At 46.7% G+C, this 23,459-nt stretch carries 22 protein-coding genes; 10 read left to right on the plus strand and 12 right to left on the minus strand.

The features are described 5' to 3' along the window. Positions 1-24: 24 nt before the first annotated feature. Together kdpA and BMZ28_RS17220 are read right to left on the minus strand one after the other, a co-directional pair. On the minus strand, positions 25-1,701 hold the full coding sequence (gene kdpA / locus BMZ28_RS05945) for a potassium-transporting ATPase subunit KdpA (RefSeq protein WP_074821577.1): 1,677 nt from the start codon (positions 1,699-1,701) through the stop codon (positions 25-27). Continuing rightward, complete coding sequence (locus tag BMZ28_RS17220) at positions 1,701-1,790, minus strand: K(+)-transporting ATPase subunit F (RefSeq protein ID WP_047782033.1); 90 nt, start codon at positions 1,788-1,790, stop codon at positions 1,701-1,703. The genes kdpA and BMZ28_RS17220 overlap by 1 nt, the downstream gene beginning before the upstream one ends. A 559-nt stretch (positions 1,791-2,349) precedes the next feature. Between BMZ28_RS17220 and BMZ28_RS05955 the strand changes: the two genes are divergently transcribed. The 4 genes from BMZ28_RS05955 (at position 2,350) to BMZ28_RS05970 (ending at position 6,681) form a co-directional block, all read left to right on the plus strand. Then, positions 2,350-2,676, plus strand: a complete 327-nt coding sequence (locus tag BMZ28_RS05955; protein ID WP_083399644.1) for a hypothetical protein — start codon at positions 2,350-2,352, stop codon at positions 2,674-2,676. Between the two features lie 181 nt (positions 2,677-2,857). Then, positions 2,858-4,225 (plus strand): NCS2 family permease, encoded by a 1,368-nt coding sequence (locus tag BMZ28_RS05960; RefSeq protein ID WP_047782031.1) that lies wholly within the window; start codon positions 2,858-2,860, stop codon positions 4,223-4,225. A gap of 229 nt (positions 4,226-4,454) precedes the next feature. Then, positions 4,455-6,104, plus strand: a complete 1,650-nt coding sequence (locus BMZ28_RS05965) for a Na+/H+ antiporter (RefSeq protein ID WP_047782030.1) — start codon at positions 4,455-4,457, stop codon at positions 6,102-6,104. A gap of 316 nt (positions 6,105-6,420) precedes the next feature. Further along, complete coding sequence (locus BMZ28_RS05970) at positions 6,421-6,681, plus strand: hypothetical protein (RefSeq protein ID WP_047782029.1); 261 nt, start codon at positions 6,421-6,423, stop codon at positions 6,679-6,681. 151 nt (positions 6,682-6,832) lie between these two features. On the opposite strand, the gene fis is transcribed toward BMZ28_RS05970, so the two are convergent. The 10 genes from fis to msrP all read right to left on the minus strand — a co-directional run bounded on the left by fis (position 6,833) and on the right by msrP (position 15,884). After that, positions 6,833-7,129, minus strand: coding sequence for a DNA-binding transcriptional regulator Fis (gene fis / locus BMZ28_RS05975; RefSeq protein ID WP_029096993.1), 297 nt, complete (start codon positions 7,127-7,129; stop codon positions 6,833-6,835). Next, positions 7,111-8,118 (minus strand): tRNA dihydrouridine synthase DusB, encoded by a 1,008-nt coding sequence (gene dusB, locus BMZ28_RS05980; RefSeq protein WP_047782028.1) that lies wholly within the window; start codon positions 8,116-8,118, stop codon positions 7,111-7,113. Before dusB ends, fis begins: the two co-directional genes overlap by 19 nt. 759 nt (positions 8,119-8,877) lie before the next feature. Further along, positions 8,878-9,759: a 50S ribosomal protein L11 methyltransferase gene (prmA, locus tag BMZ28_RS05985; RefSeq protein ID WP_074821583.1), complete on the minus strand. Its 882-nt coding sequence runs from the start codon at positions 9,757-9,759 to the stop codon at positions 8,878-8,880. A 40-nt stretch (positions 9,760-9,799) separates the two neighbouring features. Next, positions 9,800-11,248, minus strand: a complete 1,449-nt coding sequence (panF, locus tag BMZ28_RS05990; RefSeq protein WP_047782026.1) for a sodium/pantothenate symporter — start codon at positions 11,246-11,248, stop codon at positions 9,800-9,802. Then, positions 11,238-11,483, minus strand: a complete 246-nt coding sequence (locus BMZ28_RS05995; RefSeq protein WP_047782025.1) for a YhdT family protein — start codon at positions 11,481-11,483, stop codon at positions 11,238-11,240. Before BMZ28_RS05995 ends, panF begins: the two co-directional genes overlap by 11 nt. A 244-nt stretch (positions 11,484-11,727) precedes the next feature. After that, a complete protein-coding gene (accC, locus tag BMZ28_RS06000) occupies positions 11,728-13,083 on the minus strand; it encodes an acetyl-CoA carboxylase biotin carboxylase subunit (RefSeq protein ID WP_047782787.1) in 1,356 nt (451 codons plus the stop codon). A 23-nt stretch (positions 13,084-13,106) separates the two neighbouring features. Further along, positions 13,107-13,562 (minus strand): acetyl-CoA carboxylase biotin carboxyl carrier protein, encoded by a 456-nt coding sequence (gene accB / locus BMZ28_RS06005; RefSeq protein ID WP_047782024.1) that lies wholly within the window; start codon positions 13,560-13,562, stop codon positions 13,107-13,109. 41 nt (positions 13,563-13,603) lie between these two features. Then, positions 13,604-14,047 carry a type II 3-dehydroquinate dehydratase gene (gene aroQ / locus BMZ28_RS06010; protein WP_047782023.1) on the minus strand — a complete coding sequence of 148 codons (444 nt, stop codon included), beginning with the start codon at positions 14,045-14,047 and terminating at the stop codon, positions 13,604-13,606. 230 nt (positions 14,048-14,277) lie between these two features. After that, the gene (gene msrQ / locus BMZ28_RS06015) at positions 14,278-14,883 is read right to left on the minus strand and encodes a protein-methionine-sulfoxide reductase heme-binding subunit MsrQ (RefSeq protein ID WP_047782022.1); all 606 of its coding nucleotides are present in this window, start codon (positions 14,881-14,883) and stop codon (positions 14,278-14,280) included. After that, entirely contained in the window at positions 14,883-15,884 is a 1,002-nt protein-coding gene (gene msrP / locus BMZ28_RS06020) for a protein-methionine-sulfoxide reductase catalytic subunit MsrP (protein ID WP_074821586.1), read from the minus strand. The genes msrQ and msrP overlap by 1 nt, the downstream gene beginning before the upstream one ends. A gap of 513 nt (positions 15,885-16,397) precedes the next feature. Between msrP and csrD the strand changes: the two genes are divergently transcribed. The 6 genes from csrD (at position 16,398) to rng (ending at position 23,408) form a co-directional block, all read left to right on the plus strand. Then, positions 16,398-18,335 carry an RNase E specificity factor CsrD gene (gene csrD / locus BMZ28_RS06025; protein WP_047782786.1) on the plus strand — a complete coding sequence of 646 codons (1,938 nt, stop codon included), beginning with the start codon at positions 16,398-16,400 and terminating at the stop codon, positions 18,333-18,335. 269 nt (positions 18,336-18,604) lie between these two features. Beyond that, positions 18,605-19,648 (plus strand): rod shape-determining protein MreB, encoded by a 1,044-nt coding sequence (mreB, locus tag BMZ28_RS06030; RefSeq protein WP_047782020.1) that lies wholly within the window; start codon positions 18,605-18,607, stop codon positions 19,646-19,648. 184 nt (positions 19,649-19,832) lie between these two features. Further along, positions 19,833-20,852: a rod shape-determining protein MreC gene (gene mreC / locus BMZ28_RS06035; protein WP_074821591.1), complete on the plus strand. Its 1,020-nt coding sequence runs from the start codon at positions 19,833-19,835 to the stop codon at positions 20,850-20,852. Then, positions 20,849-21,337 carry a rod shape-determining protein MreD gene (mreD, locus tag BMZ28_RS06040; RefSeq protein WP_047782018.1) on the plus strand — a complete coding sequence of 163 codons (489 nt, stop codon included), beginning with the start codon at positions 20,849-20,851 and terminating at the stop codon, positions 21,335-21,337. Before mreC ends, mreD begins: the two co-directional genes overlap by 4 nt. A gap of 8 nt (positions 21,338-21,345) precedes the next feature. Then, positions 21,346-21,942, plus strand: coding sequence for a Maf family protein (locus BMZ28_RS06045; protein WP_074821594.1), 597 nt, complete (start codon positions 21,346-21,348; stop codon positions 21,940-21,942). Beyond that, positions 21,939-23,408, plus strand: a complete 1,470-nt coding sequence (rng, locus tag BMZ28_RS06050; RefSeq protein ID WP_047782016.1) for a ribonuclease G — start codon at positions 21,939-21,941, stop codon at positions 23,406-23,408. The genes BMZ28_RS06045 and rng overlap by 4 nt, the downstream gene beginning before the upstream one ends. Positions 23,409-23,459 lie beyond the last annotated feature (51 nt).

A 23,459-nucleotide genomic window follows, 5' to 3' on the forward strand; every position in this document is an offset into this window, starting at 1 on the left:
CTCTTTTGTTTTTTACCGGAACATTCAGAACTGTAAATGTTCTGCAATCGGGCCAAGCGCCAGTGCTGGAACAAAGGTCAGGGCGCCGACCAGTAAAATTGTGCCGATCAGCAGGCCAATAAACAGCGGGCCATGCGTAGGTAACGTGCCGTTACCGGCAGGTTGGTGTTTCTTAGCTGCGAGTGAACCGGCAATGGCTAACACCGGTAGAATCACGCCGAAACGGCCAAGAAACATCGCCAGCGCCAGCATCAGGTTGTAGAACGGCGTATTCACGCTTAAGCCAGCGAATGCGCTACCGTTGTTATTTGCAGCGGATGAGAAGGCATACAGCACTTCAGAAAAACCGTGGGCGCCGGGGTTGAGAATGCCGCTTCTGCCTGCATCGGTGCTAATAGCCAAAGCCGTGCCTAGCAGTACCAATGTCGGCGTGACCAGAATGGCTAACGCGGTCATTTTGATTTCATACACTTCGATTTTTTTGCCCAGATATTCAGGACTACGGCCAATCATCTGTCCGGCAATAAATACCGTTAGTAAAACAAACAGCAACATACCGTAAAGGCCGGAGCCAACGCCGCCAAACACCACTTCGCCAATCTGCATTAACCACATTGGCACCATGCCACCTAACGCGGTGAAGGAATCATGCATGGCGTTAACCGCACCGCAGGAAGCCGCCGTTGTCACTACGGCATACAGTGAAGAGGCGATAATGCCAAAGCGACTCTCTTTACCTTCCATATTGCTATGGCCGTTCAGGCTAAGCTGAGTCAGAAAGTCAGGTCCGTTGAGTTCGGCATAGATAACGACAATCACCGCAACAATAAAGATCAGCACCATCGCCCATAACAACGCGTTGCCCTGACGACTATCGCCGACGGCTCTACCAAAGGCCATGCAGAGCGCACAAGGGATAAGGAAGATGGCGAGCATTTGCACCATATTACTGAGTGCGGTTGGGTTTTCGAACGGATGGGATGAGTTGGCGCCAAAGAAGCCACCGCCGTTGGTTCCTAGCAGTTTAATCGCTTCCTGAGACGCTACAGGCCCCATCGGCAGCACTTGTTGTGCACCTTCCAGTGAGGTCAGATGAATATAAGGACTTACGTTTTGCAGCACGCCCTGACTGACAAAAAACAGTGCCAGTACCAGCGCCAGCGGCAGCAGGATATAAAGGGTAATGCGGGTGAGGTCTACCCAGGCGTTACCGATGGTTTGGGAAGAATGACGACTGAACGCCCGGATAAAGGCGAACACCACCGCGATGCCGGTCGCAGCAGACAGGAAGTTCTGTACCGTTAATCCAACCATTTGGCTAAAGTAGCTTAGGGTTGTTTCACCGCTATAGGCTTGCCAGTTAGTATTGGTGACAAAGCTAACGGCGGTATTGAGCGCCAGATCCCAAGACATATTTGGCATATGTTCCGGGTTTAAAGGTAGCCAAGCCTGAGTCATTAGCAGGGTAAATAGCAACACTAATCCGCACAGGTTAAAGATGATAATCGCTAGCCCATACTGATATTTGTTCATCTCCCTAGGCTTAACGGCGCTACAACGCCAGAGCCTTTTTTCCATTTGCATCAGGCTGCGCGCCGGTTCACCGTCAATTAACTGCACCAGTAACCGACTTAATGGTAACGACAGAATAAACAACACCGCCAGAAAAACGGCAATGGTGATAAACAACGTGGCGGTCATTAGAAATCCTCCGCATTAAACAGGGCATAAACTAAATACCCCAATAACAGGATAACGAATAACACACCGAGAATGATGCTGATACTCATAGCTTTTTCCTGAAGGTTATTTTTAGATATATCAATATTAGAAGGGTTAATGCAAAAATGTTGATAAAAGAGGGCTGAAAGGTGTAAAAAAAGTATAAAAATCGTGAGGATCAGGTTGAAAGTCGGTCATTTAAAATGATATCTGCATTGCTATTGATGAGATATTTATCTTGCCGTTATTCCTATTTCAAAAAATAAATTATTTTATTATTTGTTTTGATAAGGGGGATTAATTTCAGATAATTATCTTTTTAATTTAACTGATTATTAATTAATAGTTTTGACATTATATCAAAATAGTCTTTGCGATAAGTTGACTGGAAAATATATTTTATTTAGCGTGTTTTGAGCCCGCGGGATAGTTTAGGTCGTACACTAGGTGCAAACACCATCAACACCGTTATTAGGTATTTACCCCCTATCAAGAGTTGATATAGTAACCAGGCTCACTGTATGCCGGTTTCAATATTGAAAGATAATTTGATACAACGTCATATGAGGTTTCGATTTTTGTTTCATACTGATAGCTACTCTGTTGTTCTGATAAAAGGTTAGGTTGATGCTAAGAAGAATATCTTGGGGATTGGGCATACTGTCGCTGTTGGTTCCTGTCGCCCTGTATGCATGGCAATGGTCACAGCATCAGAAATTAATGGCCTCCGGTCTGAGCAGTGATGATTTAGGCTGGATGCTTAGCGTATTGCTGGTTGATGTCTTTTTAGCCGGTGTAATCGCCTTTTTTGCCGTAATTTTGAACGCGCTTTCACTGTATCGTTTGCCGCAAGGCGTTGAGTTTAATCCGGTGATGCGAATTTTTGAGATGCTGCTGCTGGCGCTGCCGTTGCTGGCATGTCTGTTTTTTGCCGGCGTTTCGATGATGCACTAAGATCGCTTGAATCAAGAGCACGCTGGTCATTTTCCCCGACTTGCGTGCCATCAATTTTTCCTTCTCTGATAGAAATCTACTAAAATCTAACGATAACAGTTGAAATCGAGGGGTATAAGCTCAGATAATCGTTTGCCTCATCAATCTGAAGCAAACTTACCCCCTTCTGAGGACATCATTAATGTCGAATGCAAACGATCGGAATATAAATGCTACCGGTCAGAATGGAACGTTAGATCGCTATTTCAAAATCTCTGCCCGTGGCAGTAGCGTACGGCAGGAAATTCTGGCTGGATTAACCACTTTTCTGGCAATGGTGTATTCCATTGTTGTTGTGCCGAGTTTGCTGGGTCAGGCTGGATTCCCGGTCGAAACCGTATTCGTTGCCACCTGTATTGTGGCTGGTCTGGGTTCTATTGCCATGGGGCTATGGGCAAACCTGCCTATGGCGGTGGGCTGTGCCATTTCATTAACGGCGTTTACGGCATTTAGTCTGGTCTTGGGACAGGGGCTGAGTATTCCGGTGGTGCTGGGCGCGGTATTCGTTATGGGTGCACTGTTTACCCTGATTTCGGCTACCGGCATTCGGGCATGGATACTGCGTAATATTCCGATTGGTATTGCACACGGTACCGGTATTGGTATTGGGCTATTTTTGCTGATGATTGCCACCAGCGGTATTGGCGCGGTGGTGAAAAATCCGGGAGCGGGTTTACCGGTTCAGTTTGGTGACTTTACCTCGTTTCCCGTGATGATAGCCTTTATCGGTTTGGCAATGATCATTGGTTTGGAAAAGCTAAAAGTTCCCGGCGGAATTTTGCTGGTGATTGTGGCGATATCAGCGCTCGGCTTAATTTTCGATCCGCAGGTTACCTATACCGGCATGAGTTCAATGCCAACGCTGGTGGCAAAAGATGGTACCTCGTTGATCTTCAGTTTGGATATTATGGGGGCGCTTCAACTGGCGGTGCTGCCTAGCATTTTGGCCCTGGTTATGACGGCGGTGTTTGACGCAACCGGTACAATTCGTGCTGTTGCCGGGCAGGCTAACTTACTGGATAAAGAAGGCCAGATTATTAACGGTGGTCGTGCGCTAACCACTGACTCCGTTAGCAGTATGGTCTCCGGTTTGGTCGGGGCATCGCCGGCGGCGGTGTATATTGAGTCTGCGGCGGGAACTGCCGCTGGTGGACGTACCGGTTTGACTGCGCTGGTTGTGGGGGTGTTATTCCTGCTGCTGCTGTTTTTCTCACCGTTAGCCGGTTTGGTTCCTGCTTATGCGACCGCTCCAGCCCTGATGTATGTTGGTTTGCTGATGTTGAGTAACGTATCGCGTCTGGATTTTGATGATTTTGTTGATGCCATGTCGGGTCTGATCTGCGCGGTATTCATTGTGTTAACCGGTAATATCGTGACCGGCATCATGCTGGGTTTTGCCTCGTTGGTTATTGGGCGTATTTGCTCTGGTGAATGGCGTAAGCTGAATATTAGCGTCGTTCTGATTGCAGTAGCACTGGTTACTTTCTATGTCGGTGGCTGGGCTATTTAAGTCGTTCCGTTGAATATCTCTTTTCTGGCCTTATGGTGTTAACCGTAAGGTCAGAAGCCTATCCCTTCCTCCCTCCCTTATTTTCTTGGTTTTCTATTGGTTTCAAGAATGTGTATTAAAAGGCACTTTTTAGTTTTAGCTAAAAAACGGATGATGCTATTTTATAGTTGCACGTGATTCGGCGGCCGAGGCCGCTTTTGCCCTGCATCATGAGGAGTCTGATGAATCTATGGAAATATTTTTTACCATTCTTATTTTAATCTTAGTGGTTTCACTTTCGGGGGTAGTTACCCGAATGTTACCTTTCCAGATTCCCCTACCGTTGATGCAAATTGCCTGTGGAGCCCTGTTGGCTTGGCCAACATTTGGACTACACGTTAACTTTGATCCTGAACTGTTTTTGGTGCTGTTTATTCCGCCACTGCTGTTTGCCGATGGTTGGCGAACGCCACTGCGCGAATTTTTACATCATGGTCGTGAGATATTAGGTCTGGCGCTGGTGTTAGTGGTACTCACCATAGTTGGGGTTGGTTATCTGATTCATCTGATTATCCCGAGTATTCCTTTGGTTGCCGCTTTTGCACTGGCTGCGGTGCTGTCGCCTACCGATGCCGTGGCACTGGGTGGGATCGTTGGCGAAGGCAAAATACCTAAGTCCATTATGGGGGTGCTGGAAGGGGAGGCGTTAATGAATGATGCTTCCGGTCTGGTTTCTCTTAAGCTGGCGGTGGCGGTAGCCATGGGAACCATGGAGTTTACCGTTTATGGGGCCTCTATCGATTTCCTTATCGTCGCTGTGGGGGGCGTATTGTCCGGTATTGTGGTGACCTGGTTATACAGTAAATCATTGCGCGCATTTAGCCGTTGGAGTGGTGATGATCCGGCGACGCAAATTGTGTTGATGATGCTGTTACCTTTTGCCTCTTATCTGATCGCCGAACATTTAGGGGTTTCCGGCATCTTAGCCGCGGTTGCTGCCGGTATGACCATTAGCCAGTCCGGGGTTATTCGCAATGCGCCATTAACCATGAGATTACGAGCAAACAGCGTCTGGTCGATGCTGGAGTTCGTGTTTAACGGTATGGTGTTTATTATGTTGGGGCTGCAACTGCCGGATATTATTTCTGCTTCGATTCTTCAGGCGGAAAGCGATCCTACCGTTGAGATTCAGTATCTGTTTCTTGATATCGTCTGGATCTATTTTGCCTTGATGTTTATGCGTTTTGGCTGGATTTGGTTGATGAAAACCTTTAGCAATCGCTTCTTGAAGAAACACCCTCTGTTGTTTGGCACCTATACGGTACGCGGTATGTTTATTGCTACTTTCGCTGGGGTGCGTGGTGCGATAACGCTGGCGGGTGTGCTGTCTATTCCATTGTTGTTGAGTAGTGGATTACCTTTTCCCAGCCGTTATCAGTTAGTGTTTTTGGCAACCGGCGTTATTTTATTCTCTTTGATCATGGGGGTTATCATCTTACCTCTCTTGTTGAGAGGATTGGTTATTTCTGACAGGGCAACGCTGGATGAAGAGATGCGCGTTGCCTGGGCATCTATGGCAGAAGTGGGCATCGTTAGCTTGGAGAAGCTACGTGATCGCATTGAAGCCAGCAGTGAAGAGAATGTCGACCCTCAGCTCCTTACCGAGGTTAGTTCGCGCATTATCGGTACATTGCGCAAGCGTACCTATATTAATGATGAACGAGCCAGAGCATTGGAAGATGAGCATCTTGAACGGCGTTTCCGGTTAACTGCTTTAAGGGCTGAACGGGGTGAGCTATATCACTTGAGGGCGACGCGAAAAATCAGTAATGAAACCCTACAGAAAGTGCTGTATGACCTGGACTTGATGGAAACGTTATTGATAGATAAAAGTCATTAATTGTTCTTAACAAAGGTTCCCTGAAAAGCGGAACCTTTTTATTGAATAAGATATATATATTACATTTATTGTTATTTGCGGAACTTATTTTTTATTAGGCTGCATTTAAATTAATCTAAGTAATATTAATTTATTTATAAATATTATTTTAATTTGGCTTATTTATTTGCCGGGTTTGGTTTGCTATTTGCTGTGTTTCTATAGGGTTATTTATTATTTAAGGACTAATTTATATATTTCAGCTTGTCTGATTCCGATTGACTTAATTAGTATATGCATAGGGATACTCTACTAGTTTAATAAGAAAGGAAAAACTGTGAATATCGATTTTACTGATTATTTGATTTCTGCCGTTCATTATAGCCATTCTGGGGGGTGTATTGAACGGGTCTATGTTCATGAGAATCAGGATGGTCACGTCGGTGATTATACCGCTGTTTCTCCTCAGTGGGTGGTGCAGATGATCAATCTTGGCTATACCTTTTCTACCATATCTCAGTCAGAAGATGGTGGATGGATTAAGGGACGAAACGTTATTGTTGATAATGTGGATGGCGTTGATTGTATTAAAATCTAATCTTCTTTCGATGGCGATAACTATTTTGTTATTTTATCTGACATTGGTCATGATTCACACGCTGTTAGGCAACAAGGCTAATCATCAATAAAAAGCGCCAGAGGGAATCCACTGGCGCTTTTCAAGAATCAGAAATTTAACTGATTAACTATCAGTTCATGCCGTATTTTTTCAGCTTCTTGCGCAGAGTTCCACGGTTGATACCCATCATGGTTGCTGCACGGGTTTGGTTACCGCGAGTGTACTGCATAACCATATCCAACAGAGGTTGTTCAACTTCAGCCAATACCAGTTCATAAAGATCGTTCACGTCTTGACCGTTAAGTTGAGCAAAGTAGTTCTTTAATGCTTGTTTAACCGAGTCACGTAAAGGCTTTTGAGTGACCTGGTCTTGTGAATTTACGGTGGCGACTGTTAGTACGTCAGAATTTACGCGTTGTTCGAACATAGTTCTGTTAGCTCTTCTATCTGTTTAGGCAAAATTTCAAAATATGCCCCCAACGCTTCCAGCTGTTCGCTGGCATCCTCTATTGCGTTGAAGGTGCGCCGAAACTGGTCATTTGGGGCATGTTCCTGAAGGTACCAGGATACGTGCTTACGTGCGATGCGGAGTCCTTTGCCTTGACCGTAAAAGTCATGCAACTCTCTCACATGTTCGGTTAACAAGCGTTCCACTTCAGCCAACGGCATCGATGGTAACAGCTCCCCAGTGTCCAGATAATGCTGGATTTCCCGGAAGATCCAAGGTCTTCCCTGAGCGGCCCGGCCTATCATTAGAGCATCAGCTCCAGTATAGTCCAAAACTGCTCTGGCTTTATGCGGGTCAGTGATATCCCCGTTAGCGATAACCGGGATATCGACGTTCTGTTTAACTAACCGAATGCTGTCGTATTCTGCTTCGCCATTAAATAAACAGTGCCGAGTGCGGCCATGTATCGTAATAGCTTGAATACCACTGCGTTCAGCCAGTTGAGCAATCTCAACACAGTTGCGGTGTTCCGGATCCCAGCCGGTTCGAGTCTTTAAGGTCACAGGAACATCAACGGCGTTCACTACGGCTTTAAGAATCTTTTCAACCAGTTCCGGATGCTGCAACAACGCAGATCCTGCCAGCTTGCGGTTAACTTTTTTGGCCGGGCAGCCCATATTGATATCAATAAGCTGTGCACCGTTTTCCACATTGATGCGCGCCGCTGCCGCCATATCATCTGGATCGCATCCAGCGATTTGAACGGCCCGAATACCGAGCTCATCAAGGTGTACCATGCGCAATCTTGACTTATCGGTCCGCCAAACTTCCGGATTGGAAGACAGCATCTCCGAGACGGTCATACCCGCACCCATCGCATAACACATCGTTCTAAAAGGGCGATCTGTGATCCCCGCCATTGGAGCGGCAATTAAACGATTTGTTAGTTGAAGGTTACCAATGCGCATTGACAACAAAAGACCATATATGTCTGCAAGGGCGCGTATATTACGCATTTTTTGAAGCAGATGAAAGGCCAAACTTTGAACAATCCGCGACTAAAATCAAAGAAATAAAAATGTTGTGGTGAAAGTTGAGTTATTTTCAATACTTTACAATAAGTTACCGTTTTCATAGCCCAAGGGGATTTTTATAAAATTTCAGTGTTAATCTGTAAATAATCACGTGGGAAGGGATGATTTGCCTGTTTGGTAGGGGTTATATCGCTCAGTGGGTGACAATATGGTCACTTGTTGCAGGGGCAAAAGGTAAGCGTGGTGGTGGTTTTTAGTGGAATGACAGAATGGCTCAGCTTATCGATTCTGTCCTATCCATCGCACTCATATTGCAATATTAATATCGTCATCCCCGCGAAAGCGCTGAGGAATCCCCAGAAAAATAAACATGAATTCTTAACTATGATTTATATTGTCATTCCCACATTTATACCGTCATCCCCGCGAAAGCGGGGATCTCGTTCTTAAGCCAAGCGTTGTCGTTAAGCGAAAACATTAGATTCCGGTTTTCACCGGAATGACGAAGGGGGGAATGCGATCATATTCTGACTGAGTCACTAATAAGTGGAACAAATCGCTCACAAAATACCCACTTTAATCCTTTGAATCCCCAACGAAAAAATTTGTGGGGATCTCGTACTAAGGCCAAGAATTACCATAAAGCTAAAACTCAAATTCCATTTTTCACCAGAATGACAAAAATGCTTCAGCTTATTTCTTGATACCAGTGATGCGGCACCATTCTTCTTTTTCAGCAATCGGATCGAGCTGGAATTGAGCCTGATAAGCCTGGGCAACCCCTTCCGCCTGCGTTGCCAGAACGCCAGACAGGCCTAAATGACCACCTGCCTTTGGTAACAGGCCGATAATCGGGGCGAGTTCTTTTAACGGCCCGGCAAGGATGTTAGCGACGACCACATCAGCCTGGAGATCCTGAGGCTGGTCTTTAGACAGATAAAGGGATAAACGCTCGGATACGTCGTTACGCTCGGCATTATCGCGGCTGGCCAGAATCGCTTGTGGATCAATATCAATACCAATGGCTTTGGCTGCCCCGAGTTTTAGCGCGGCAATGGCTAAAATACCGGAGCCGCAGCCGAAGTCGATAACGGTTTTTCCTGCCAGATCGAGGCTATCCAGCCATTGGAGACACAGGGCCGTTGTTGGATGGGTTCCGGTACCAAAGGCCAGACCGGGATCCAGCATCACATTAACCGCATTCTCATCGGGCACTGGACGCCAGCTTGGGCAAATCCACAGGCGCTCACCAAAACGCATCGGATGGAAATTGTCCATCCATTCACGTTCCCAGTCTTTGTCTTCCAACTGTTCAATTTTGTGGGTAAAACCACTTCCCAGCAGCGGGTTGTGTTCCAGCATAGCAACCACTTGCTTCATATCGGTTTCGGCATCGTACAGGCCAATAACGTCAGTATCGCCCCATAGTCGAGTTTCTCCCGGTAATGGTTCGAAAACAGGGACATCGTGAGTGTCCTGAAAGGTTACCGAAACCGAACCGCTTTCTACCAGTGCATCACCGAGTTCTTCGGCCTTATCGCCGGTGGTATTTAATTTCAGTTGTATCCAAGGCATAGTAATTCTCTTTATGGGATCGATGGGTTATCCCATGATTCTATTTAACAGATATGGCCGGTTCGGCCTGCATACGTTCACCCATTTTATTGCCTAACAGGAAGGCAATAATCCCCAGGCTCAGAGCCGGTACAATCGGGTGTAAATCAAAAATCTGGATATGGAAGCTTGCCAGTATGGCATAGCAGACGGCGCCGGAGACCATAGAGCATAGGGCACCACTGGCATTGGCGCGATCCCAATATAAACCCAGCACCAATGGCCATAAGAATACTGCCTCTAGCCCGCCAAAAGCTAACAGGTTCCACCAGATGATCATTTCCGGCGGACGCCATGCCGCTAAAATCAGCAGAATACCCAGTATAAAGGTGACCGAGCTGGAAATGCGTGCCAGTCGGCGCTCATTGCTGATTTGCTCTGGCTTTAGACTGAGGTAGAGGTCTTTAATTAACGTTGCCGATGACTGCAACAGCTGAGCATTGATAGTCGACATTATTGCGGCTAACGGTGCCGCAAGGAAAATGCCAGCGGCAACCGGTGGCAGCACTTTGATCATTAACGTCGGGATAACCTGATCGGGAATAGTCAGGTCCGGTATAATGGCTCGCCCCAGAGCGCCAGCAAGATGCATGCTAAACATCAGGATAGCCACGACAATGGTGCCAATAATAATCCCGCGGTGTACCGCTTTGCTGTCTTTATAGGCAATACAGCGCACGGCGGTATGCGGCAGACCGATAACGCCAAAGCAGACCAGAATCCAGAACGAGGCCATAAACGGTAGGGAAAGGAAATCATCGGCACCGGTGGCTGACAGGAGCTTAGGATCAATCTGTTGTAGTTTATCTACCGCAGAACCTAATCCTCCGGCGGCATAAATCACTGCGACCAACAGTAAAATTGCGCCAATCAGCATTACCAGCCCTTGTAGCGCATCATTGAGCACGCTGGCTCGGAAGCCGCCAAAAGCAGTATAAAGGGCAATGGTTACACCAAAAATCAGTAAGCCAACATCGTAGGGAATACCAGCAGCGGTTTCTAACAGGCGAGCTCCGCCGATAAACTGTACGGTCATCGCACCGATAAAGGCCAGCAACAGGCTGATACTGGCAAACCACACCAGCGTTTTGCTTTTATAGCGGGCATACAGCACATCATTTAGGGTAACGGCATTGTAGCGTCGGGCCAGAATGGCAAACTTTTTACCTAAAACGCCCAATGACAACCAGACCGCCGGCAGTTGAATCATCGCCAGCAATACCCAGCCGAGGCCGTATTTGTATGCGGCGCCGGGGCCACCGATAAATGAGCTGGCGCTGATATAAGTAGCCGTGAGGGTCATTGCGAGAATAAAACCACCCATAGAGCGGTCGCCAAGGAAATAATCATTGAGAAAATTACCCTTCTGGCGTTTGGTATAGGCATAAATGGACAGGCCAAAAACTAACAGTAAATAGGCGATCAGCGGCAAAATAATATCAATTTGCATTGCTATTATCCTCAAGAGGAATGTCGCGGAACACCAGACGTACCATTAGCCAGCATAAAAGAATAAATACCAGTGGAACCAGCAGACAGGCCATTTCAAACCAGTGCGGGAGTCCCGTAATACCCTGCTGAGAGTCCGGCAAATAGGCGGCCAGCGTCCAGACGATTAAATAGGCGATAGTCAACCCTAAAGCCCAGAGCGCCTCTTTATGGGCCTGATGAAAACGAGGATCCATGATGTACTCCGTCACCGTTGTCTTATAAGCATATTCAATGAGAGATATCGGCCAAAGTGTAGGATTGTACGGAAACAGATAAGTTTGCCTAGGAATTTTTTGTGTTGTGCCGGGATATCATGGGTATTTGTATTTTTAATCGCCATGCTTACTTATTGAATGAAATCATTTAGTGCAGTTTATGTTTATAAAAAAGGCCGATAACTTGTTATCGGCCTGATTATTTATTGGTTTTAGCGAGCAATTACTTCTCGTGAATACCTAACATTTTTTCCAGATAATGGATGTTAGTACCACCTTTCTCAAAACCACGGTCGTTCATAATGCGTAGCTGTAGGCTAACGTTGGTTTTAATACCATCGATAATCAGTTCATCCAGCGCATTTTTCATGCGGGAGATTGCCACTTCACGAGTTTCACCGTAAGCGATCAGTTTACCGATCATGGAATCATAATATGGTGGCACGCTATAGCCAGCATAAATATGAGATTCCCAGCGAATACCGAAACCGCCTGGCGCGTGGAAACGGGTAATCTTGCCCGGAGAAGGCAGGAAGTTATCCGGATCTTCTGCGTTGATACGGCATTCAATCGCGTGACCATGAACCTGAATATCTTTTTGTTTAACAGACAGTTTCTGACCATCAGCAACGCGCAGCTGCTCTTTAATCAGGTCAACGCCGGTAATCATTTCTGTTACCGGATGCTCTACCTGAATACGGGTGTTCATTTCGATAAAATAGAACTCGCCGTTTTCATACAGGAACTCGAACGTACCTGCACCACGGTAGCCAATTTCTACGCAGGCTTTAGTACAACGCTCACCGATATTACGACGTAATTCTTCAGTAATGCCTGGTGCTGGCGCTTCTTCAACCACTTTCTGGTGGCGGCGCTGCATAGAGCAATCACGCTCTGCCAGATAAACGGCATTGCCCTGACCATCAGCCATAATCTGAATTTCGATGTGGCGTGGATTCTCCAGGAATTTCTCCATGTAGACCATGTCGTTGTTGAAAGCAGCTTTCGCTTCCGCACGGGTCATAACAATGGATTCTTCCAGATCTTTGTCGTTGCGCACTACGCGCATACCACGACCGCCGCCGCCGCCGGAGGCTTTGATAATGACCGGATAACCAATTCGCTTAGCCAGCTCGCGGTTTCTTGCCATATCATCATCCAGCGAACCATCGGAACCTGGTACGCATGGTACGCCAGCTTTCTTCATCGCGTGGATAGCGGAGACTTTATCACCCATGATACGGATGGTCTCGGCTTTCGGGCCAATAAAGACGAAGCCTGAGCGTTCAACCTGTTCAGCGAAGTCAGCATTCTCTGCCAAGAAGCCGTATCCCGGGTGAATAGCGTCTGCACCGGTGATTTCGGCCGCCGCGATCAATGCCGGAATATTCAAGTAACTTTTGACTGACTGAGCAGGGCCGATACATACAGTTTCATCTGCCAGCAGTACGTGTTTTAAATCGCGGTCTGCGCTGGAGTGAACCGCGACAGTTTTAATTCCCAGCTCTTTACAAGCGCGTAGGATACGTAACGCGATTTCACCGCGGTTAGCGATAACAACTTTTTCTATTTTGTCCATTTTTTTAGACATAGCTCGCCTCGTTATTCAATGATGACAAGCGGCTCGTCAAATTCTACCGGTTGACCGCTTTCTAACAGGATAGCTTTAACCACACCTGATTTATCCGCTTCGATTTGGTTCATCATTTTCATTGCTTCAACGATACATAAGGTATCGCCAACGGTGACGGTTTGTCCCACTTCAATAAACGGTTTTGCATCAGGGCTTGGCGTACGGTAGAACGTACCAACCATTGGTGAGCGCACAATATGACCGCTGATGGCAGCTGGTGCAGCTTCAACCGGTGCAGCAGCTACCGGAGCTGGCTGCGCCATAGGTGCCTGTGGCAGGGCATATTGTTGCATTGGTGCTGCGTAGCTACCTGCTACCGGACCGCGACTGATACGTACTGACTCTTCGCCTTCTGAAATTTCCAGCTCATTGATACCAGATTCTTCAACCAGTTCGATCAGTTTTTTAATTTTACGAATATCCATAGGTGTGATTCCGTATTTCTCTTGTTTAGATGGAAAAAAGGTTATTGCAGTCGGCGAGCCGCCGCTTGCAAAGCAAAGTCATAACCGTCGGCACCAAGACCACAAATGACGCCCACTGCAATATCAGACAGATAAGAGTGGTGTCTAAAGGGCTCACGGGCATGGACGTTAGACAGGTGGATTTCAATAAAAGGTATATTGACGGCCAACAGCGCATCCCTAATCGCCACACTGGTGTGGGTAAACGCTGCCGGATTAATCAGGATAAAATCAACCGAGCCGCGTGCTTGATGAATAGCATCAATAATAGCGTGCTCTGCGTTGGATTGCAGGTGAGAAAACTCAAAACCTAAACGCTGGGTCTCTTGTTCCAGTTTTTTCACGATGTCAGTCAACGTGGTATAACCATATTTTTCAGGCTCCCGGGTTCCCAAAAGGTTCAGGTTAGGCCCATTTAACAGCAAAATATGCGTTTTTTTCGACATTGTGCTGACATCTCCAACAATAAAACAGTAATCGCTAAAAATAACCTGATGTTGCCCAATTGTCACCTTTCTTCTGGTGAAATTGCACGATAGGCTGATTTTAAAGTGCGACATTATATCTATTTCGCCGAAATTAACAGCTGTTTACTGGTCTTATCAGCGAAGATAGTTTAACCGTTTCGCGGAAAGCCTTGTTGCATCAGTTGTTGGCGAACAAAAAATTCATCAGATTATTTGTATTTTTGATACCAGCGGATGAGTTTTTTATAACGAAAGGCTAATAATAACGCAGCAATGATGGCGTAAATCACCAGCTGTAATGATAATACTTTCGTTGATAACAGCGCGTGTAATGGGGCTAAGATCGCCACCAGATAAATGAAATTGTGGATAGTTTGCCACTTAGCACGCAGTTTTCGCTGAAGGTTCTGCGTTGAGGTTATCGCCATAACCACCAGTATCAGCCAGCTAATAATACCTAATATTAGATAGTTACGGCGGATAAGCTCACTCAATAACAGAGACATATCTAATCCTAACTCCAATACGCTATAGCTCATCAAATGCAGGGTTGCCCAGGCAAAGCACCATAACCCCAGCAGACGTCGACAGCGAACTAATAGGGCTTGATGGAGCAACTTGGCCAGCGGCGTTATCAACAGTGTTGCTAATAACAGTTTCAGCGCCATTCGGCCGGTATAATGTTGGATGTCTTTTGCCGCATCGGCACCTAACCAGCCTTGGTTAATCGACAGGATTAACCAAAGAAAGGGGATAAATGCCGCTAAATGGAGCAGCAGTTTTAACCATTTGATATTGCCTGGCGTCAACTTCACTAGAAATTACTCCGCAAATCCAAGCCTTGGTACAGAGAAGCAACCTGTTCACCGTAACCATTGAACATCAGTGTCGGTTGTCGTTTAACATCCAGAAGGCCACCGCTACCGATCACTCGCTCCGTTGCCTGAGACCAGCGAGGATGATCCACTTGTGGATTAACATTGGCATAAAAGCCGTACTCATTAGGTGCGCCAAGGTTCCAAGTGGTAGGCGGTTGTTTCTCTACCAGTTTGATTTCTACGATAGACTTTATGCTCTTGAAACCATATTTCCAAGGCAGGATTAAACGAACGGGAGCACCGTTTTGATTAGGTAGGGTTTTACCATACACCCCAACCGTCAGCAGCGTTAACGGATGCATGGCCTCATCGATTCTCAGACCTTCGACATAAGGGTAGTCTAAACCGCCGCCGATAAAGCGGCTTTTTTGCCCTGGCATACTCTCTGGATCGTATAGCGTCTGGAAAGCCACATAGCGAGCCTTACTGGTTGGTTCTGCCGCTTGTAATAGCTTGTTTAACTCAAAGCCAATCCAGGGAATAACCATTGACCAGGCTTCTACGCAGCGTAGGCGATAGATGCGTTCTTCCAGCGGGAAGCGCTTGAGAATGTCATCCATATCTAAGGTGATGGGTTTGGCGACTTCCCCACTAATGCGGATTTTCCACCCTTCGGTTTTTAAGCTACCGGCATTGGCGGCAGGATCGGCTTTATCCAGACCAAACTCATAGAAATTATTGTAGCCCGTCACCTTGTCTTCGGGCGTGAGCCGTAGATCAGGATGGTAAAGGGCGGACTGACTAAAAGTGAGAGGTTTAACATTAGGGGGCTGTGGTTTATCGGTTTCTTTCAGCCAGGAGAGTAGCTCTGCCTGAGCTGATGTAGGGAGTGCCAGTGTGGCGGCGGTAATACCTAAAGCCTGTAACACCCGGCGACGTTGATAAAACAGGTTCTCCGGAGTGACGTGACTCTCTGTTAAGCGTAATTTTTTGGTCATAGAGGGTTACCTGTTTTATGTTTAATCAATAGTGTGTTTTGTTAGACACAGAATTATCCCAAAATTCATTTTTCGCCAGTGATTAGGTGATATTTTTATTATTTAGATTTCATCATTTAACGACGACGGTAAAAAATAAATTCCTCGCGCTAGTATGGCGGGCGACAGCACGCTGGGTACGCGGTTTATTCGGCCATCGTGATAGTTAGGGAATGCGTTTCAATGCTAATGCTATGATTTACTTTTGTTATTGGGATAGTGACCTGAACGATATAGTTTCACCTGCGATAGTAACCAATGTATGTGTGGTTGATAATTTCGGTTAATTACGCAATTGAACAAAAAATAAGCTAATATTTCTAGAGTGGTTGTTTATTATGAAAATATGGCATGGAGCACTCAAGAAATAACAAAGTCTGCTAGAATGTTGCTTTGCTGCCCCAACGCGTGGGTGACGTTATTAAAACAATTAATGTCCATTTATTATACTGTTCAGAATAAATCATTATGGGAATGAGATTTACCGCTAGATTGTCTATTTTTATTTCTCTATTAGTGTTTCTTACTATGATTTTAGCGCTACTCACCAGCATGGTGAGTATCTATTTTGTAGGTGAGAACAAAATGGAGAAACACTGGCATGCGCTGGCCTCGACGGTTGATCAGGCGTTAATTTATCAATCACCCGCGGTTTATGACCGCTGGCTTCCGGTCGTGATGTTCGCAACGGGCGTTCATCAACTGACAATCACCGATGAAAAAGACAAGATTATCTATACCCATACCAGTGAGAGTAAGCCTGATTTCTGGGAGCGTTTTCATAACCTGAGCAGTACCGAATTAATCTTGCAGCAGCATCCGGGCTATAGCATGAGTATTACCTATGCTAATCCGATTCTAAGTACTTTGTTTTCTCTGCCTATTTTATTGGCGATTGTCACGGTTATTGTGTTTATTTCTTTGGTGATGTTCTGGTGGGTACACTGGCTCAAACAACAGTTTCGTGGGTTGTTGTTATTAGAGGAACGGTCACTGAGAATTTTGTCCGGTGAGCGGGAAGGGGTAACCACCGCGGATGTGCATGAATGGCCGGTGAACACTAGCGCAGCTATCGATAGTTTGTTATCCGATCTGAAAAATATGAGTGATGAGCGCGTGCGTATGGATAAACTTATCCGTGCTTTTGCCGCGCAAGATGCACAAACCGGGCTGAGTAATCGACTGTTTTTTGATAACCATCTGGCCACTCAACTTGAAGAACCGAATGCTCATGGGGTGGTGATGATGATTCGCCTGCCGGAATTAGAGTTGATGGTCGAAGAGTACGGTAAAGAGTCGGTTGATGAGCTGCTTTATATGCTGGTCAACATGCTATCGACATTCATTATGCGTCATCCAGCGGCGTTGTTGGCTCGTTATTTCAGCAATGATTTCAGTGTGATGCTACCGCATCGCTCTTTAAAAGAAGCGGATGCGATAGGCGCTCAACTGGTCAATGCGATTGGGACACTGCCGCTGCTGCCGAATATTGCCAAAGAGTCGCTGATCCATATCGGTATTTGTGCCTATCGTCAGGGGCAAACTCCAGAGCAAATTATGGATAATGCGGAGCAGGCTGCTCGTACCGCAGTATTGCAGGGGAGTAATGGCTGGTTTATTGATGAGAATCAGGTCACCAACGTCGCCAGAGGTAGCGTACGCTGGCGGACGCTATTAGAAAAAATGTTATCGCAGGGCGGGCCGGATCTTTATTACAAACCCGCGGTAATGGTAAATGGCGATCTTAATCACCGAGAGATCTTAATTCGTATTCATGATGGCAACGATGTCCTACAGCCGTCGGAGTTTATGCCGCTGGTTCAGCAGTTTGGTTTATCCGAACGTTTTGACCGCTTGGTGTTGAGCAAAACGCTACCGCTATTGGATCGCTGGCCGACGGATACGATTGCGGTTTCGGTTACGGTAGATTCTTTATTGAAACACTCATTTCAGATTTGGTTACGCGATCAGCTGTTGGAAAAAGCAAAATCATATCGAAAACGAATAATATTTGAACTTGCAGAGGCTGATGTGTGTCAATATAGCGATCGTCTACGTCCTGTGATTCGGTTACTACACGCATTAGGCTGTCGTTTGGGGATTGTTCAGGCCGGTTTGACAGTGGTCAGTACCATTTATATCAAAACCATGCCGATTGAAGTGATCAAACTGCATCCAGGATTAGTACGTAATATCGATCGTCGTCCAGAAAACCAGTTGTTTGTCGATAGTCTGGTTAGCGCTTGTGAAGGAACCCATGTGGTGGTGATGGCGGCGAGTGTAAGAACGCAGCATGAGTGGGAAACCTTGCGTTCTCGCGGAGTTAGCGGTGGTCAGGGTGAGTTTTTTGCCCGGCCGACGCCGATTCCGTTTCTTAAAGAAAAAAATAGTCGGCAAAAACGTCATTTTTAACTCTGAAATATGGATGATTTTCACGTAGAATAGCGAGTCTTGCTTATCTATGTTCGTTTACCTGCATATGACATGACAGGTAAGTTGATATAATCAAGTTAAAAGTTTATGTCGCGTGTGTTGGCTGATGTTAAGTGCAACATGCGTATTGAGCTCACGTTGGGTGCGTTTATTAAGTTAACGCTTTTGGATGCTTTGTGGCCGTCCTTCGTGGTTGGTAAAGTAGGTGGATTTATATACCGCCTCAGCTTTCAGGATTACTCTCTAGAATGTTTAAGAAATTTCGCGGCATGTTTTCTAACGACCTGTCCATTGACTTGGGTACTGCAAATACCCTGATCTATGTAAAAGGGCAGGGCATCGTACTGAATGAGCCTTCAGTGGTTGCGATTCGTCAGGATCGCGTAGGTACTCAAAAGAGTGTGGCTGCCGTTGGTCATGAAGCTAAGCAAATGCTTGGCCGTACACCGGGTTACATTTCAGCTATTCGCCCAATGAAAGACGGCGTGATTGCCGATTTCTTTGTGACCGAAAAAATGTTACAGCACTTTATTCGTCAGGTGCATAGCAACAGCATCCTTCGTCCAAGCCCGCGCGTGCTGGTGTGTGTGCCGGTTGGCGCGACTCAGGTAGAACGCCGTGCAATTCGTGAATCAGCTCAAGGAGCTGGTGCTCGTGAAGTGTTCCTGATTGAAGAGCCAATGGCCGCAGCGATCGGTGCCGGTTTACCGGTTTCAGAAGCAACGGGTTCAATGGTGGTGGATATCGGTGGTGGTACCACTGAAGTTGCCGTTATCTCCCTGAATGGTGTGGTTTACTCCTCTTCCGTGCGTATTGGTGGTGACCGCTTCGATGAAGCGATTATTAATTATGTGCGCCGTAACTATGGCTCACTGATTGGTGAAGCCACGGCAGAACGTATCAAGCATGAAATCGGTTCGGCTTATCCGGGTGATGAAGTGCGTGAAATTGAAGTTCGTGGTCGTAATCTGGCTGAAGGTGTACCTCGCGGATTTACACTGAACTCCAATGAAATTCTTGAAGCATTACAAGAACCACTAGCCGGCATCGTGAGTGCGGTGATGGTTGCGTTAGAACAGTGTCCTCCAGAACTGGCGTCAGATATTTCTGAGCGCGGTATGGTGCTGACCGGCGGTGGTGCTTTACTGCGTAATTTAGATCGCTTACTGATGGAAGAAACGGGAATTCCTGTTGTGGTTGGCGATGATCCTCTGACCTGCGTTGCCCGCGGTGGTGGTAAAGCGTTAGAAATGATCGATATGCACGGTGGCGATTTATTCAGCGAGGACTAATTTCGTTTTGTTCTCTAACAGCCTACGCTCTTTGAGATATTGCTGGTTTTTTAGGTTCCGCTAGTTTTGGTGCCTGCCGGTTTTGTCCCATGGAGCGTTGCTGTAGTGTAAGCACAGATAGAAATAAGTTGTCCCTGCCATGGGGGGCTGTGGCCCCTTGTTATCGACAAGGATAATGCGATTTATGAAGCCTATTTTTAGTCGGGGACCATCCCTGCAGCTCCGTCTTTGTCTCGGCGTTATCTTTGCTATCGTATTGATTATTGCCGATAGCCGATTGAGTATTTTTTCCAAGGTACGCAGCTATCTGGATACTGCGGTGAGTCCTTTTTTCTTCATGGCTAATGGGCCGCGAGATGTCTTAGATGGCGTATCGGACTCATTGGTTTCTCGTGAGGAACTGCAGAAACAAAACGATCTTCTGCGCAATGAACTGCTGCTAAAAAACAGCGATCTACAGTTGCTTGGTCAGTTTAAGCAGGAAAATGACCGCCTGCGTGAGCTGCTGGGTTCGCCGTTGCGCGGTGATGAACATAAAATGATTACTCAGGTGCTTTCCACTGAGTCCGATCCATACAGTTATCAGGTGGTTGTTGATAAAGGCTTTCAAGACGGCGTTTATGAAGGACAACCGGTTATTAACGATAGAGGTGTGGTGGGGCAGGTGGTTGCCGTGGCCCGTAATACCAGCCGAGTATTGTTGATTTGTGATACTTCCCATTCTTTACCTATTCAGGTGCTACGTAACGATATTCGGGTGATTGCCGTTGGATCCGGCTGTACCGAAGATTTGCAGCTAGAATATTTACCGCGCGATACGGATATTCGGGTGGGGGATGTTTTAGTGACTTCCGGCTTAGGCGGGCGGTTCCCAGAAGGTTATCCGGTTGCCGTTGTCTCATCGGTGACCATTGACGATCAGCGAGCCAATACCGTTATTCAGGCGCATCCTACCGTAGCGTTACAGCGTTTACGCTATTTACTGCTGCTTTGGCCAAGCGATCGAGAAGGCCTCCAACCGTTACCTTCAGAAGAAGTCAGGCGGATTGCCCGAGAGCGTTTACGCAAAATGATGCCGCAGGTTTTACCGCCTGAGAACACCCCGCCATCAACGGTGCCAGCGAATCCGACGGTGAATTCGACTGCGCCAGCGGTTCCACCACCCCCTCCAGTCGTTGCGCCGGCCACTCGGGGTAGGCAATGAGTCATTATAATAGCTCCGGCCTTTGGATTATTTGGTTCTCTTTTCTGCTGGCGCTGATATTGCAAATCATGCCGTGGCCGGAGGAGCTTTTTTTGTACCGGCCTTCATGGGTGATGCTGATTCTGGTCTATTGGGTGATGGCATTACCCCATCGAATTAATGTTGGCACCGCGTTTATTTTAGGGCTGATCTGGGACTTAACCTTAGGTGCCACGCTAGGCGTTCGCGGGTTGGCATTAAGTATTGTGGTGTATGTTGTCGCTTTTCGCTGTCAGCTACTGCGCAATATGGCGCTGTGGCAGCAGGCGCTGGTTGTGGTTCTGCTTTCTCTGGTTATGGATGTTATTGTCTTTTGGGCAGAATTTCTGGTTCATAATGTGATTTTTCGCCCAGAAATCTTATGGAATAGCATTATTAATGGTTTATTGTGGCCATGGCTATTTTTATTAATGCGTAAAATACGCCGGCGCCTTGCCGTTAGATGAGACCTGATATGCAGCCTATTTATCTGGCTTCTGCCTCCCCCCGCCGTCGTGAATTGCTCACATTATTACAGATTCCTTTTGAACGTCTGGTTACCGATGTGGAAGAGCAGCAGATGTCGGGAGAAAGCGCCGAGGAATACGTTTGTCGTTTAGCCAAGAGTAAAGCTCAGGCCGGCGTATTAGTGGCAGAGCGGGACTATCCTGTTTTGGGAGCCGACACTATTGTGGTGTTGGGCGATCAAGTTCTGGAAAAACCGAAAGACGCAGATGATGCGGCCAGAATATTAACTGCGCTATCCGGTCAACGACATTTAGTTATTACTGCAATTGCGTTTGCTAATCAACAGGATGTGATGTGCTATTCTGTGACTACCGAAGTGATTTTTCGCCAACTGACGGAGCAGGACATTACCGCTTATATTGCTAGCGGTGAGCCGATGGATAAGGCCGGGGCTTACGGTATTCAGGGATTTGGCGGTAGTTTTGTTCGCGCTATTCATGGTAGTTACCATGCGGTTGTCGGCTTACCGTTGGTTGAAACCCGCGAGCTTCTCGCTGCATTTCTTGAGGCTCAGGCGATGCGCATAAATAAGGAACAACAATGACAGCGGAACTTTTAGTTAACGTCACACCTTCGGAAACGCGAGTCGCCTTTATTGCTGGCGGCATTCTGCAGGAGATCCATATCGATCGTGAGTCCAAGCGCGGTATTGTGGGTAATATTTATAAAGGCCGCGTTAGCCGTGTACTACCGGGAATGCAGGCTGCTTTTGTCGATATTGGCTTGGATAAAGCTGCTTTTCTTCATGCATCAGATATCATGCCGCATACAGAGTGCATTGCTGATAATGAACAAAAACAGTTTCATGTACGCGATATTACCGAACTGGTTCGTCAGGGGCAGGATTTAGTGGTTCAGGTGGTGAAAGATCCGCTGGGGACTAAAGGTGCGCGATTGACCACGGATATTACGTTACCTTCTCGTTATCTGGTTTTTATGCCCGGCGCTTCTCATGTTGGGGTGTCTCAACGCATTGAAAGCGAAGAAGAGCGTGAGCGTCTGAAGCAGATTGTTGCTGCATACTGTGATGAAACCGGTGGTTTTATTATTCGTACCGCGGCAGAAGGGGTCTGTTCCGAAGAATTAGCACAGGATGCTGCTTTTTTGAAGCGCCTGTGGGGCAAAGTGATTGAAAGAAAGAGCCGTGGCGGCACCAAAAATATGCTGTACGGTGAATTAGCCCTGACTCAGCGGGTGCTGCGTGATTTTGTTGGTGAATCATTAGACCGCATTCGCGTCGATTCTCGTCTAACTTATGATTCTTTGGCGGAATTTACCACCGAGTTTATGCCACAGATGACGGCTAAACTTGAGCGCTATACTGGAAAGCAGCCTATTTTCGATCTGTATGACGTTGAGAATGAAATTCAACGGGCGCTGGATCGTAAAGTGGAGTTGAAGTCGGGCGGCTATCTGATTATCGATCAGACTGAAGCCATGACCACCATCGATATTAATACCGGTGCTTTTGTTGGTCATCGTAATCTTGATGAGACCATTTTCAATACCAATATCGAGGCCACGCAGGCCATTGCCCGCCAGCTTCGCTTACGTAATTTGGGCGGTATTATCATCATTGATTTTATCGATATGACCAATGAGGACCATCGTCGTCGTGTTCTACACTCTTTAGAACAGGCTCTCTCCAAAGATCGGGTCAAAACCAGTATTAATGATTTTTCCGCCCTTGGTTTGGTGGAGATGACCCGCAAACGTACGCGGGAAAGTCTGGAACATGTTTTATGCAGTGAATGCCCAAGTTGCCGTGGTCGTGGCTGGGTGAAAACGGTGGAAACCGTTTGTTATGAAATTCTACGGGAAATTGTTCGAGTGCATCATGCCTATGATGCGGATCGATTCTTGGTTTATGCCTCGCCTGCCGTTGGTGAGGCGCTGAAGAGCGAAGAGTCGTATTCTGTGGCGGAAGTCGAGTTGTTTGTTGGAAAACAGGTTAAAATTCAGATAGAGCCACTGTATAACAGGGAACAGTTCGACGTCGTTATGATGTAGTTTGATATAACAAAGCGTCCATTTTGCCGCTGGCCAGCGGTAGGCATAGGA

Source organism: Pragia fontium DSM 5563 = ATCC 49100 (assembly GCF_900112475.1).
GTDB classification, from domain to species: Bacteria; Pseudomonadota; Gammaproteobacteria; order Enterobacterales; family Enterobacteriaceae; genus Pragia; species Pragia fontium.

Coding starts and splice junctions, on each gene's coding strand:
- kdpA (WP_074821577.1), bottom strand. CDS start 1,701: ATGACCGCCACGTTGTTTATCACCATTGCCGTTTTTCTGGCGGTGTTG.
- BMZ28_RS05955 (WP_083399644.1), top strand. CDS start 2,350: ATGCTAAGAAGAATATCTTGGGGATTGGGCATACTGTCGCTGTTGGTT.
- fis (WP_029096993.1), bottom strand. CDS start 7,129: ATGTTCGAACAACGCGTAAATTCTGACGTACTAACAGTCGCCACCGTA.
- rng (WP_047782016.1), top strand. CDS start 21,939: ATGACAGCGGAACTTTTAGTTAACGTCACACCTTCGGAAACGCGAGTC.
- prmA (WP_074821583.1), bottom strand. CDS start 9,759: ATGCCTTGGATACAACTGAAATTAAATACCACCGGCGATAAGGCCGAA.
- mreC (WP_074821591.1), top strand. CDS start 19,833: ATGAAGCCTATTTTTAGTCGGGGACCATCCCTGCAGCTCCGTCTTTGT.
- BMZ28_RS05965 (WP_047782030.1), top strand. CDS start 4,455: ATGGAAATATTTTTTACCATTCTTATTTTAATCTTAGTGGTTTCACTT.
- BMZ28_RS06045 (WP_074821594.1), top strand. CDS start 21,346: ATGCAGCCTATTTATCTGGCTTCTGCCTCCCCCCGCCGTCGTGAATTG.
- BMZ28_RS05960 (WP_047782031.1), top strand. CDS start 2,858: ATGTCGAATGCAAACGATCGGAATATAAATGCTACCGGTCAGAATGGA.
- csrD (WP_047782786.1), top strand. CDS start 16,398: ATGAGATTTACCGCTAGATTGTCTATTTTTATTTCTCTATTAGTGTTT.
- mreB (WP_047782020.1), top strand. CDS start 18,605: ATGTTTAAGAAATTTCGCGGCATGTTTTCTAACGACCTGTCCATTGAC.
- panF (WP_047782026.1), bottom strand. CDS start 11,248: ATGCAAATTGATATTATTTTGCCGCTGATCGCCTATTTACTGTTAGTT.
- msrP (WP_074821586.1), bottom strand. CDS start 15,884: ATGACCAAAAAATTACGCTTAACAGAGAGTCACGTCACTCCGGAGAAC.
- BMZ28_RS05995 (WP_047782025.1), bottom strand. CDS start 11,483: ATGGATCCTCGTTTTCATCAGGCCCATAAAGAGGCGCTCTGGGCTTTA.
- BMZ28_RS17220 (WP_047782033.1), bottom strand. CDS start 1,790: ATGAGTATCAGCATCATTCTCGGTGTGTTATTCGTTATCCTGTTATTG.
- aroQ (WP_047782023.1), bottom strand. CDS start 14,047: ATGTCGAAAAAAACGCATATTTTGCTGTTAAATGGGCCTAACCTGAAC.
- dusB (WP_047782028.1), bottom strand. CDS start 8,118: ATGCGCATTGGTAACCTTCAACTAACAAATCGTTTAATTGCCGCTCCA.
- mreD (WP_047782018.1), top strand. CDS start 20,849: ATGAGTCATTATAATAGCTCCGGCCTTTGGATTATTTGGTTCTCTTTT.
- accC (WP_047782787.1), bottom strand. CDS start 13,083: ATGGACAAAATAGAAAAAGTTGTTATCGCTAACCGCGGTGAAATCGCG.
- accB (WP_047782024.1), bottom strand. CDS start 13,562: ATGGATATTCGTAAAATTAAAAAACTGATCGAACTGGTTGAAGAATCT.